This is a genomic window from Agromyces luteolus (assembly GCF_009729855.1).
In the GTDB taxonomy this organism is placed as follows: Bacteria; Actinomycetota; Actinomycetes; order Actinomycetales; family Microbacteriaceae; genus Agromyces; species Agromyces luteolus.
Map to the genome: position 1 here is coordinate 129429 of NZ_WODA01000017.1, position 12228 is coordinate 141656.

Annotated in this window: 14 protein-coding genes; 8 read left to right on the forward strand and 6 right to left on the reverse strand. The window is 74.1% G+C overall.

The genetic code is table 11. The features are described 5' to 3' along the window. Positions 1–6 precede the first annotated feature (6 nt). From GLX25_RS09330 to GLX25_RS09355, 6 genes are all read left to right on the forward strand, one after another. Positions 7–1338: an RNA polymerase sigma factor gene (locus GLX25_RS09330; RefSeq protein WP_271192525.1), complete on the forward strand. Its 1332-nt coding sequence runs from the start codon at positions 7–9 to the stop codon at positions 1336–1338. An 86-nt stretch (positions 1339–1424) separates the two neighbouring features. Beyond that, positions 1425–2324, forward strand: coding sequence for an ABC transporter ATP-binding protein (locus GLX25_RS09335; protein WP_155842216.1), 900 nt, complete (start codon positions 1425–1427; stop codon positions 2322–2324). 50 nt (positions 2325–2374) lie between these two features. Next, positions 2375–3226: an ABC transporter permease gene (locus GLX25_RS09340; protein WP_166548673.1), complete on the forward strand. Its 852-nt coding sequence runs from the start codon at positions 2375–2377 to the stop codon at positions 3224–3226. Positions 3227–3265: 39 nt separating this feature from the next. Further along, positions 3266–4465, forward strand: a complete 1200-nt coding sequence (locus GLX25_RS09345) for a sensor histidine kinase (RefSeq protein ID WP_155842218.1) — start codon at positions 3266–3268, stop codon at positions 4463–4465. Continuing rightward, positions 4462–5112, forward strand: coding sequence for a response regulator (locus tag GLX25_RS09350; protein ID WP_155842219.1), 651 nt, complete (start codon positions 4462–4464; stop codon positions 5110–5112). The genes GLX25_RS09345 and GLX25_RS09350 overlap by 4 nt, the downstream gene beginning before the upstream one ends. Positions 5113–5177: 65 nt before the next feature. Then, positions 5178–6263 (forward strand): diacylglycerol/lipid kinase family protein, encoded by a 1086-nt coding sequence (locus GLX25_RS09355; protein WP_166548651.1) that lies wholly within the window; start codon positions 5178–5180, stop codon positions 6261–6263. A gap of 21 nt (positions 6264–6284) precedes the next feature. Here the strand turns inward: GLX25_RS09355 and GLX25_RS09360 are convergent, their stop codons facing one another. Continuing rightward, entirely contained in the window at positions 6285–6929 is a 645-nt protein-coding gene (locus GLX25_RS09360; RefSeq protein ID WP_155842220.1) for a GntR family transcriptional regulator, read from the reverse strand. 199 nt (positions 6930–7128) lie between these two features. Here GLX25_RS09360 and GLX25_RS09365 point away from each other — a divergent pair, with 199 nt between their 5' ends. Then, entirely contained in the window at positions 7129–7878 is a 750-nt protein-coding gene (locus GLX25_RS09365) for an alpha/beta fold hydrolase (RefSeq protein ID WP_155842221.1), read from the forward strand. Between the two features lie 4 nt (positions 7879–7882). Further along, the gene (locus GLX25_RS09370; protein WP_155842222.1) at positions 7883–8242 is read left to right on the forward strand and encodes a nuclear transport factor 2 family protein; all 360 of its coding nucleotides are present in this window, start codon (positions 7883–7885) and stop codon (positions 8240–8242) included. An 86-nt stretch (positions 8243–8328) separates the two neighbouring features. Here GLX25_RS09370 and GLX25_RS09375 read toward each other — a convergent pair whose 3' ends face one another. From GLX25_RS09375 to GLX25_RS09395, 5 genes are all read right to left on the reverse strand, one after another. Continuing rightward, positions 8329–9522 carry a UDP-N-acetylmuramate dehydrogenase gene (locus GLX25_RS09375; RefSeq protein ID WP_155842223.1) on the reverse strand — a complete coding sequence of 398 codons (1194 nt, stop codon included), beginning with the start codon at positions 9520–9522 and terminating at the stop codon, positions 8329–8331. 1 nt (position 9523) lies between these two features. Continuing rightward, positions 9524–9970, reverse strand: a complete 447-nt coding sequence (locus GLX25_RS09380; protein ID WP_155842224.1) for a MaoC family dehydratase — start codon at positions 9968–9970, stop codon at positions 9524–9526. After that, a complete protein-coding gene (locus GLX25_RS09385) occupies positions 9970–10416 on the reverse strand; it encodes an FAS1-like dehydratase domain-containing protein (RefSeq protein ID WP_271192526.1) in 447 nt (148 codons plus the stop codon). Before GLX25_RS09385 ends, GLX25_RS09380 begins: the two co-directional genes overlap by 1 nt. Positions 10417–10499: 83 nt before the next feature. Continuing rightward, complete coding sequence (locus tag GLX25_RS09390; RefSeq protein ID WP_166548652.1) at positions 10500–11081, reverse strand: DUF937 domain-containing protein; 582 nt, start codon at positions 11079–11081, stop codon at positions 10500–10502. 475 nt (positions 11082–11556) lie between these two features. Then, positions 11557–12174 (reverse strand): TetR/AcrR family transcriptional regulator, encoded by a 618-nt coding sequence (locus GLX25_RS09395; RefSeq protein ID WP_155842225.1) that lies wholly within the window; start codon positions 12172–12174, stop codon positions 11557–11559. Positions 12175–12228: the final 54 nt, after the last annotated feature.

Consider the following 12228-nt stretch of genomic DNA (forward strand, 5'->3'; position numbering starts at 1 on the left):
AGGGCGGTGCCGGGTGCGGACGGGGCGGACCCGGTCGCACCCGGGATCGCCGACGCGCTGCGCGACGCGTACGCGTCCGAGTGGGCGCGCGTCGTGGCGACGCTGATCCGCGTCACGGGCGACTGGGACGTCGCGGAGGATGCCGCGGCCGGCGCCTTCGCACGTGCGGCCGAGACCTGGCCGCGCGACGGCATCCCCCGGAATCCGGGTGCGTGGCTCACGACCGCGGCGCGCAACCTCGCGCTCGACCGGCTCCGCCGGCGCGGGGTCGAGGCCGACAAGGTCAGGGAGTGGATCGCGATGGAGGAGCTGTCCGGCAGGGCGGGCGGACCGCCCGACCCGGCCGACCTCGCCGGCGACGCGCTCGGCGGCGAGCCCGATTGGGACGACCGGCTCCGACTGGTCTTCACGTGCGCGCACCCCGCCCTGCCGATGGAGTCGCGCGTCGCGCTCACGCTCCGCACGGTCGCCGGCCTCGACACCGGCGAGATCGCGCGCGCCTTCCACGTGCCGGAACCGACCATGGGGCAGCGCATCTCGCGCGCGAAGCGCAAGATCCGGCACGCCGGCATCCCCTATCGCGTGCCGACCGCCGACCTGCTGCCCGAACGCCTCGGCGGCGTGCTCGCGGTGCTCTACCTGGTCGCGAACGAGGGCTACCTCGCCTCGCACGGCGACGCGCTGCAGCGACTGGACCTGTCCGCCGAGGCCATCCGGCTCGCCCGACTCGTCGTCGACCTCATGCCCGACGCCGACGAGGCGCGAGCGCTGCTCGCGCTCATGCTGCTCCAGCACGCGCGCTCAGCCGCACGCGTCGACGCCGAGGGCGACCTCGTGCCGCTGCCCGAGCAGGACCGCGCGGCGTGGGACGCCGCCGAGATCGCCGAGGGGCTGGCGCTCCTCGGGTCGGCAGCGGGCCGGGCGGGGGACGCGAGCCGCGAGGGCCCCGCGCCGGCCCGGCCCTACCGCCTGCAGGCGGAGATCCAGGCCGTGCACGTCCGCGCCCGGACGGCCGACGAGACCGATTGGCGCGCCATCGTCGCCCGCTACGACGCCCTCGCGATGCTCGCCGACTCGCCGTTCGTCGCCCTGAACCGCGCGATCGCGCGCGGCATGGCGCTCGGGCCGCAGTCCGGCCTCGACGACCTCGCGCTGCTCGAGGCATCCGGTCGCCTGGACGGCTACCACCTGCTGCCCGCAGCGCAGGCCGACCTGCTCCGCAGGCAGGGCGAGACGGATGCCGCGGCCGCGCGGTACCGCGAGGCGATCGCGCTCGCCCGCACGGCTCCCGAGCGCCGGTTCCTCGAGCGCCGCCTCGCCGAGATCGCCCGCTCGTGAGCCGATCGCATCCACCGATCGGTGGAGGCGAAGATCGACCGCTCCACGGCTGTCGCGACGCCCGCGTGAAGAGGAGCATCGAGGGCATGGACACCACACCGAACCGCGAGGCGCCCGCCGTGCGCATGCGCGGACTCCGCAAGCAGTACGGCGCGGTCGCCGCCGTCGACGGCATCGACCTCGACATCTCGCACGGCGAGACCTTCGCGCTGCTCGGCCCGAACGGCGCGGGCAAGTCGACCACGATCGAGATCCTCGAGGGCTACCGCCTGCGCACCGCGGGCGAGGTCACCGTCCTCGGCGTCGACCCCGCCCACGGCGGGCTCGACTGGAAGTCGCGACTCGGCATCGTGCTGCAGTCCGAGACCGAGAGCGGCGTCATGACCGTGCGCGAGCAGCTCCTGCACTTCGCGCACTTCTACCCGGACCCGCGCGACGTCGACGAGGTGATCGCGGCGATCGGCCTCGAGCACAAGGCCCGCACGCGCATCTCGAAGCTCTCCGGCGGCCAGCGCCGCCGCGTCGACGTCGCCCTCGGCATCATCGGGCGACCCGAACTGCTCTTCCTCGACGAGCCGACCACGGGCTTCGACCCGGAGGCCCGACGCGAGTTCTGGCAGCTCATCCGCTCGCTGAAGGACGAGGGCACGACCATCCTGCTGACCACGCACTACCTCGACGAGGCGGCGCAGCTCGGCGACCGCGCCGGGATCATCCTCGGCGGACGTCTCGTCGACGTCGGGCCCGTCGACCGGCTCGGCGGTGCCGAGGCGCGCGTGCCGATCGTCAGGTGGCGCGACCGCGCGGGCACGGCCCGCGAGGTGCGCACCGAGCAGCCCGCCGAACTGGTCGCGAGCCTCGTCCGCGACCTCGACGGCGAGCCCGCCGGGCTCGAGGTCATCCGCCCGAGCCTCGAGGACATCTACCTGGACCTGGTGCGCGCGGCAGGCGCCGCGGCACCCGACGCCGAGGAGGCCGTCGCTTGAGCACCGTCGACACGGCCACCGCCGCGAACGCGCGCCGCGCGCGCCGAGGCATCCGCCCGACCGGCACCGGCACGCCGCCGGCGGCCGCCCGGCCCGGCCGCATCGCGGTCGGCGCCTCGCGCATCGGCTACGAGGTGCGCAGCTACTTCCGCTCCCCCGACGCCGTGTTCTTCACGTTCCTGTTCCCGGTGATCATGCTCGGGATCTTCACCGCGGCGTTCAGCGCGTCGGGCGAGATCCAGCCCGGCCCGAACGCCGAGTCCATCAGCGTCGGCGCCTACTACCTGCCGGGCATGCTCGCCGCGGGCATGCTGCTCTCGGGGGTGCAGAACCTCGCGATCGACATCGCGACCGAGCGCAGCAACGGCACCCTCAAGCGCCTCGGCGGCACCCCGCTCTCGCCCGTGTCGTACTTCATCGGCAAGATCGGGCAGGTCTTCGTCACCGGCGTGCTGCAGGCCGCGCTGCTGCTGCTCGTCGCCTCGACGCTCTACGGCATCGCCCTGCCGACCGAGCCCGAGGCGTGGATGACGTTCGCGTGGGTGTTCGTGCTCGGCGTGGCGACCTCGGCACTCCTCGGCATCGCCCTCTCGGCGCTGCCGCGCTCGAGCCGCAGCGCGACGGCCGTGGTCATCCCCATCGTGCTCGTGCTCCAGTTCATCTCGGGCGTGTACCTGCAGTTCAACGAGCTGCCCGAGTGGATGCAGAACATCGCGAGCCTCTTCCCGCTGAAGTGGATGGCGCAGGGCATGCGCGCCGCGTTCCTCCCCGACGACTTCGCGGTGCTCGAGCAGTACGAGGCGTGGGACCTCGGCTGGGTCGCCGTGGCGCTGCTGACCTGGCTCGTGGTGGGCCTCGTGATCAGCCGCCTCACGTTCCGCTGGATCCGACGCGACGCGTGATCGCTGCGCGACGCGAGAACCCTGTGGGAGCCTGAGTCCATGCAGAACGTGCGGTGGTGGGATGCCGCGGCGGCGGCGGTCACGGTCGTGATCGCCGCCATCTCCCTGCTCGATCCGCCGTTCGGCGCCGACGACGTCGGGACCTGGGCGGTCGCGGGGGCCTTCCTCGTCGTCCACTTCGCGTGGGGCCGTCGGTGCGTGCCCGTGGCCGCGCCCCGCGCCCACCTCGCGATCTCGATCACGTACGCCGTCCTCCTCGCGGTCGGCACCGCGATCGAGCCGTCGTTCGCGATCCTGCAGGCGTTCCTCTACCCGTTCGTCTGGTCGACGTCGCCGAACACGCGCAGCGCGATCGTCGCGAACATCGCCATCGCGGTCGCGATCGTCGTCGGCTACGCGGTGCGGGCGTGGCCCGCCGGCCTCGTGGTCGGGGGCGCGGTGGCTGCGCTGTCGGTCGGCTTCAGCATCGCACTCGGCCTCTGGATCACGCGGATCGCGCAGTTCGGCGAGGAGCGGGCCCGCCTGCTCGCCGAGCTGCAGGCCGCGCAGGGGCAACTGGCGGCGATGCACCGGGACGCGGGCGTCGCCGACGAGCGGGCCCGGCTCGCACGCGAGATCCACGACACGATCGCGCAGAGCCTGACGGGGATGGTGATGGTCGCCCAGCGCACCGGACGACGGCTCGTCGGGGTCGAGGGCGAGGCCGCGGCATCCGCTCGAGACGATGTCGAGCTCATGGAGCAGATGGCCCGCGAGGCCCTCACCGAGGCGCGGGGACTCGTCGCGTCGCTCGCGCCGATCGAGTCGGACGGCGGCCTGGGCGAGGCGCTGCGCCGGCTCGCCGAGACGTTCGAGCGCGAGACCGGCGTGCGGGTGTCGGTGACGACGGATGCCGCGGGGCTCGACCGCGAGCTCGAGGTCGTGCTCCTGCGCTGCGCGCAGGAGGCGCTCGCGAACGTCCGCAAGCACGCGCGTGCGAGTTCCGCCGACATCGTCGTCACGACGGCGGGGACGCCGCCGGAGATCGTGCTCGCCGTGCGCGACGACGGCGTCGGACCGGGCGACGCCTCGCCGGGGGACGGCGGCTTCGGGTTGGCCGGCATGCGCGATCGGGTCGCCCTCGTGGGCGGGCGGCTCGAGTTCGCCGCGGGGCGCGACGGCGGCACCGTGCTGCGCGTGGTCGTTCCCGCGCGGCAGGCCCTCGAGGGGCGCGATGCCACGGCGGGAGCGGACGCATGATCGATCCGATCCGGGTCGTGGTCGCCGACGACCACCCCATCGTCCGGGCGGGCATCGTCGGGCTGCTGGAGTCCGAGCCCGGCATCGACGTCGTCGGCGAGGCCGTCGACGGCGCCGAGGCGGTCGCGCTCGCGGACGAGCTGCGGCCCGACCTCGTGCTCATGGACCTGCGGATGCCGGTGCTCGACGGCGCCGCCGCGACGGAGCGGATCCTGGCATCCGCCGGCCCGTCCGGGACGCGCGTGCTCGTGCTCACGACCTACGAGACCGACGACCACATCCTCGCCGCGATCGAGGCGGGCGCGAGCGGGTACCTGCTGAAGGCCGCACCGCAGGAGGAGATCCTCGCCGGCATCCGCTCGGTCGCCGCGGGCGAGACCGTGCTGGCGCCGTCGATCGCGGCGAAGCTCGTCGCGCGCGTGCGCACGGGCGCGACGGCGGCCGCCGCTCCCCCGCCCGCGCTCTCGCCGCGCGAGCTCGAGGTGCTGCGGCTGGTCGCCGACGGCAGGTCGAACCCGGAGATCGGCCGGGCGCTGCACATCGGCGAGGCGACCGTGAAGACGCACCTGATCCACGTGTTCGAGAAGCTCGAGGTCGGCGACCGCACGCGCGCCGTCACGCGCGCGATGGAGCTCGGGCTGCTCTGATCCGCACCCGCGCCGTCGTCCGCGTGCTCGCGGCTCCGGCGGCTCGGGACCCGTACGCTGGGCCGGTGGGATCAGGACGAGGGACCCGGCGCATCGGGCGTGCGGAGCACCCGCGTCGGCCGCGGCGCGGTGCGCGCGCCGCGCTCCCGGCACCCGGCCGCGATCGCGCCCTCCCGGCGTCGGCCGACGGGGCGGGGGTGCTCGTCGTCCTGAACCGGTCGGCCGGGACGAGCGTGGTCCGTTCCGACCCGGCGAACGTGCTGCGGGAGCGCCTCCCCCGCGCCGAGCTGCGGTTCCTGGAGCCCGGCGAGGAGCCGGGGGCCGTCGTCGCGGAGGCGCTCGCCCGGCCGGTGCCGCCGCGCATCGTCGGCGTCTGCGGCGGCGACGGGTCGGTCGGCGCGGTCGCGCACGTGGCGCGCGCCGCAGGCGTGCCGCTCCTCGTCGTGCCGGGCGGCACGTTCAACCACTTCGCCCGCACGGCGGGCGTGGCGTCGGCCGACGATGCCGTCGACGCCCTGCAGGCGGGCGAGGGCGTGCGGGCGGATGTCGCCGAGCTCGCGTTCGGCGAGACCCCGCCGATCACGGTCCTGAACTCCGCGTCGGTCGGCGTGTACCCCGACGTCATCGCGCTGCGCGAGCGGCTGCGGCCCCGGTTCGGGAAGTGGCTCGCGGGCCTCCTCGCCGCGGAGCGGATGCTGCGGCGCTCCGAGCCCGTGGCGGTGGTGGTCGGCGGACGTCGGGCCGAGGTCTGGGCGCTCTTCGTCGGCGTCGGGCGCAACGACCGCGGCATCCATGCGCCCCTGCAGCGGCGGGAGCTCGACGACGGCGTGCTCGACGTGCGCGTGCTGCACCGCGGTTCGCGGACGGGTGCGATCGCGGCGCTCGCCTTCGGGCAGCGGACCGCCTCCGTGCTGCGTCGGCTCCGGCTCGTCCCCGAGCGCGTCGAGGCGTTCACGTCCACCGGCCTCACGATCGACGTGCGCCCGCGGAACGGGCTGCCGCCCGGATTCGTGCACGACGGCGAGGTCGCGCTCGACGCGCCGGCCGCGGCATCCGCCGACCTGTCGGCACCCGGGTACCGCACGCGCGTCCGCGTGGTTCCGGCGGCGATGGATGTCTACCGTCCGGCGGCTCGGCCCGTCGCCGGCTGAGGGTCAGCCCGTCGCCGGTCGTCAGGTCGTGGGCAGGGTGTGCCAGAGGTCGAAGGCGACGGATGCGGCGCCGTCGGCGTCGCCCTCCTCGCAGAGGCGGATCAGTTCCTCGTGACGCGCGACCGACGCCGCCCCGCCGAGGGAGGAGAAGCGGAGCAGTTCGGCGCGCCGGACGAGGGGGGTGAACTGGTCGAGCACGGCCGCGAGCGCGCGGTTCCCCGAGACGGCGACGGGAACGGCATGGAGGTCGTCGTCCGCGTCGAGCGCGGCACGCACGTCGCCCTCGTCGAGTGCTGCCGCGAAACGCGAGTTGGCGGCACGCATGGCGGCGAGGTCGTCCGCGGAGAGACGCCTGGCCGCCTCGCCCACCGCGAGCCGGTGCATCGCCGCGACCACGTCACGGGCGTCCCGCGCGGCGCGGAGGTCGATCTCGCTCACGGTGGTCGAGCGGCCCGGCTGCGCGATCACGAGACCGCCCTCCGCGAGGCGCAGCAGCGCCTCCCGGACCGGGGTGCGGCTGACCCCGAGCCACGCCGCCAGGTCACCGTCCTTCAGCTGCTCGCCGGGCTCGAGGGTCCCATCCACGATGGCGCCACGCAGGCGCTGGAAGACGTCGTCGCGGAGGAGCGGGCGTTGCACGCCGGGCACGTCGGTGGGGATGGGCATGCAATATATCTCGCACACTCGGCCGGGTCCGTCAAACCCCGGAGCGGCAGGTCGTGGAGGGGCCATTCGTCCCGATCCGAACTCGACTTCGATTGATATGCAATATATTGCGAGCAATCCGTGTTGTTCAGGTCAGCGGGCGATGCTCGCCCGCTCACCCACCCGGGGAACCCGGGTCGATCGAAGGGAAGACATCGAGATGAACACGAACACCGAGCGGCCCACCATCGTGCTGGTGCACGGCGCCTTCGCCGACTCGTCCAGCTGGACGGGCGTGATCGAGCGGCTGCAGCGCGACGGCTACCGCACGATCGCCGTCGCGAACCCGTTGCGCGGGCTCCAGTCCGATGCGGCCTACCTCCGCAGCACCCTCGAGGCCATCGACGGGCCGATCGTGGTCGCCGGGCACTCGTACGGCGGCAGCGTGATGAGCGAAGCCGTCGCCGGAACCGCCGACGTGCGCGCACTGGTCTTCGTCGCGAGCTTCCAGCTCGAGGCCGGCGAGAGCACGGGCGAGCTGGCGGCGAAGTTCCCCGGCGGCGAGCTGGGCCCCGCTCTCGCCGAGGTGCCGTTCGCCGTGCCCGGGGGCGAGGGCACCGACCTCTCCATCACGCAGGAGGAGTTCCACCGCGTCTTCGCCGCCGACGTGTCGGAGGACACCGCGGCGCTCATGGCGGCGATCCAGCGCCCGATCGCCGCGAACGCGCTCGCCGATGCCGCGACGCACGCCGGCTGGAAGGACGTGGAGTCGTGGAGCCTCGTGACCCTGGAGGACCTCGCCATCCCCGCGGAGTCCATGCGATTCATGTCCGAGCGGGCCGGTTCGCACACGGTCGAGGTCCACGCCTCGCACGCGGTGACCGTCTCGCACCCCGAGGAGGTCGCGCGGCTGATCGGCGAGGCCGCGATGTCCACCGCCCGCCCGGCGGCACAGCTCGCCGCACGGTGAGCGGATGGGCGAGGGAACGGAGAAGGAGGAACAGGTGAACACGTCGTCATCCGCGCGCGGAGTGATCTCCGCCGCCATCGACGCCATGGATGCGCACGACGCGGAGGCGCTCGCCGAGCTCTTCGTGGCCGGCGGGTCGGTCGAGGACGAGAACGAGGTCCATACCGGCCGGGCCGCCATCCGTCGATGGTTCGCCGCCACCCCGGAGATCGCGCTCGAGGTGCTGCGGGAGCGGTCCTCGGGCCCGGACCACGAGGTCGAGGCGAAGGCGCACGGGGACTATCCCGGGAGCCCGTTGACGTTCCGCTACCGCTTCCGGCTCGCGGGCGACCGGATCGAGGCCGTGACCATCACGCCGGCCTGAGCCCTCGACGCTTCCGGCGTCGCCGACCCGGCGACGCCGGAACGTCGGGCGACGTCGGGCTGTCGGGCGACGTCGGGCACCGCCGCCTAGAGTTCGACGCCCACGAGCACGGGCTCGGGGTGCAGCACGATCCCGAACTCGGCCTGCACGCGGCCCTGCACGAACCGCGCGAGCTGCGCCAGTTCGTCGGCGCTCGCGCCGCCCCGGTTGGTGAGGGCGAGCGTGTGCTTCGACGAGATCGCCGCGCGCGAGCCCGGCAGGGCGAATCCACGACGGATGCCGCTGTGCTCGATGAGCCACGCCGCCGAGAGCTTGACGAGCGGCTCGGCCGGGTCGGCGTGGGCGCGCACCTCGGCCGCCTCGGCCTCGGCCTGGTGCGCGAGGAAGGCGTCGAGCGGCGACTGCGCCTCGAGCTCGGCGAGCGGCACGACCGCGTCGGGCTCCTCGGGCTCCACGTACCAGCGGGGCGCATCGCCCGGCAGCGTCCGCGCGACGCGCTCGGAGACGATCGGGTTGGTGAAGAACGACCCGGCGCTCACCGAGTCGGGGTCCTCGGGGTCGAGCACCATGCCCTTGCCCGACCGGAGCGCGAGGACCGCCTCGCGCACGTCGGCGATCGGCACGCGGTCGCCGAGCTGCACGCCGAGCGCGCTCGCGAGCTGCGCGTACGCCACGGGCGTGCCGAGGGCCTGGCCGAGCACCTCGCGCTCGGCGGTGGTGTCGTGCAGGGCGACCTCGATCGAGACGACGACGCCCGCGAGCCCCTGCTTCAGCACCGAGGTGCGGTAGCCGAGTTCGAGCTCGTCGGCCGACATGCGACGCGGCCGGTCGGCGCCCTCGTCGAGGAACTCGATGCCGACGAGCGCGTCGGAGAGCTCCTGGCCGTAGGCGCCGATGTTCTGCACCGGCGCCGCGCCGACCGAGCCGGGGATGCCGCTCAGGGCCTCGAGCCCCGAGAAGCCGCGCTCGACCGTGAACGCCACGAGCTCGTCCCAGACCTCGCCGGCCTGCACGCGCAGGTGCACGCTTCCGGGCTGGGCGCCGGGCAGCACCTCGATGCCCTTCGTCGCGATCCGGATCACGGTGCCCGCGAAGCCGTCGTCGCCGACGAGCAGGTTCGAGCCGCCACCGAGGACCATCCACCGCCCGCCCGACGCGTCGGCCTCGCGCACGAGGTCGACGAGCTCGTGCGGCAGCGTCGCCGTGACCATCCGGTCGATCGGTCCGCCGACGCGCAGCGTCGTGAGGTCGGCGAACGGGACGTCGTGCTGCTCGCTCATGTCAGGCGAGCACCACGCGCACCTGCGCCTTGCCGAGCACGGTCGCACCCTCGAAGCTCACGGTGAGGTCGACGCGCACGGCGCGCGCCTCGGCGTCGAGCTGTCCGACCTTGGCCGTGACCGAGACATCCGCCCCGGTCTCGGGGTCGACGACGACCGGCCGGGTGAAGCGCACCTGGTAATCGGCGACGCGCGCGGGGTCGCCCGCCCAGTCGACCACGGGCTGCACCGCGAGGCCCATGGTGAGCATGCCATGGGCGAGCACGCCGGGCAGGCCCACCGACGCGGCGACGTCGTCGCGGTAGTGGATCGGGTTGAAGTCGCCCGAGGCGCCCGCGTAGCGGACGAGCGAGTCGCGGGTCAGGTGGAACTCGCGCTCGGCGACGATGTCGCCGACGGCGAGCGCGTCGAAGTCGGGGGCCGCGGGGGCGGCGACGGTCTCGGGCATCAGTCGTCTCCTCGCACGACGAGGGTGGAGATCGCGGTGACGACGTGCGCGCCCCCCGCGTCGGTGATCACGGACTCGGCGGTGACCATCGAGTGCGCGCCGAGCGTCTTGACGCTCGAGACGGTCAGCGTCGCGGTCAGCTCGTCGCCCGCGACGATCGGCCGCGTCGAGGTGAACCGCTGGTCGCCGTGCACGACGCGCGTGAAGTCGATGCCCGCGTCGGGCTCGGCGAGCAGCTGCGCGAGCGTGTGCTCCTGCACGACGACCGCGAAGGTCGGCGGCGCGACGATGTCGGCGTGGCCGGCGGCGCGCGCGGCGTCGACGTCGACGTTGATCGGATTGGTCGCGAACACGGCACGCGCGAACTCGCGCACCTTCTCACGACCGACGAGGTACGGCGCGGTCGGCGCGAACTCGCGCCCCTGCAGCTCGGGGTTCACTGGCACCGTGCCAGTCTACGCAGCGCGCTTCGCGCGGCCCTGTCGAGGGCGGGCGAGCGGATGCCGCGGGCCCGCCGCTCCGCCCCGCCTCAGCGCTTGCCGCCGCCGAGGAGCCCGCCGAGCAGGTCGCCCAGCCCGCCGAGGCCGCCGAGGCCGCCGGCCGATCCGCCCGACGCCCCTCCACCGGCGGCGCCGCCCAGCAGCCCGCCGAGCAGGTCGCCGATGCCGCCGCCCCCGCCCGTCGACGCATCGGACGACGACCCCTGCTGGCGCTTGGCGAATTGCCCGGCCAGGAAGCTGAGCACGATCGGCGCGAGGATCGGCAGCAGCTTCTGGATGAGGCCGGGCTCGGCCTTCCCCTCGGCCGACCCGAGCTTCTGCACGACCTGGTCGGTGTTCGCGCCGAAGACGTTGTGCACGATCTTGTCGCCGTCGTCCTCGTCGACCTCGTCGAGATCCACGCCGCCCTCGAACAGCTGCGGCGGATGGTGCTGCACGGCGCGTTCGAGCGAGGCCGCGCCCGCGGCATCCTGCGCGTTCGCCCCCATGCCGCCCAGCAGCGCCGGCAGCGCCTGGTCGACCGCCGCGCGCGCGGTGGCCTCGTCGACGCCGAGCCTCGAGGCGAGGTCGGCGATCGGGATGTTGGCGATGATGTCGTCGTACGAGGCCACGGGCCGTCCTTCCGCCTGTGCGCCCTCCCCCGGGCGCCCACGCTCACGCTAGCCGTCGTGCGGGGCGCGGGGAACCCCGCGCGGCGCCCGTCGGCGCACGGCGCCCGCCCAGCGCCCAGCGCCGACCCAGCGCCCAGCGCCGAGCGCCCCGCGCCCAGAAGTCGCACATGCACGCCACCACCCGCCATCCGCGACTTCTCGACGACGAGCCTTGTCCAGCACGACGCTTCGCGGTCGCCGCCCCGTTTCGAGAAGTCGCACCTGCACGCCACCACCCGCCATCCGCGACTTCTCGACGACGAGCCTGATCCTGCACGACGCTGCACGGTCGCCGTCCCATTTCGAGAAGTCGCACGTGCACGACACCACCCGCCATCCGCGACTTCTCGAGGTCGGGCGGCGTCGTCCAGGCTTCGACCCGAGTGCGAACGCGAACACGAGCGGGAGCACGGCCCAGCGCGAGTGCCGCGCAGTCTCAGTCGGCCTCGCGGAGCCGCGAGAGGCGGAGCCGCAGCGAGTCGAGCAGCAGCTCGAGCCCCTCCTCGAACGCGCGATCCGAGCGTGCGGCACCGCGCTCCGCGCCCGCGAGCAGTCGTCCGAGCGTCTCGGTCGGCCCCTGCGGCTGCCAGATGTCGTCGGGCGAGGCGAGGTCGAGTCCGAACCCGAGCGCGAACGAGTCGAGGATCGCGACGACCGTGAGGACCTCGTCCTCGGGGAAGCCGGCGTCGAGGAGGCCGGTCGCGAGGTTGTCGTAGCTCGCGATGACGAGCGGGTCGGTGATCGTCTTCCCGACGATGAGCGGGATCGCGTTGGGGTGCTCGGCGTACATGCGCCGCTGGGCGCGCAGGGTCGACGCGACGACCTCGTCCCACGCGCCCTCGGGGAGTTCGGGCAGGTACTGGGCCGCGATGCGGCCGCGGATGAGCTCGATGATCTCGTCGCGCCCGCGGACGTGGTTGTAGAGCGACGAGGGCGTGACGCCGAGGGTGCGCGCGAGCGCGTTCACGCCGAAGGGCTGCCCCGAGTCGACGAGCTCGAGCGCGGCGTCGGCGATGCGGTCGGCCGACAGCAGCGGGACCTTCGGCCTCGGCATGCGCACCTCCTCGTCGCGCCCAGCCTAGGGCGGTGCCGGAACGGATTCCGAATC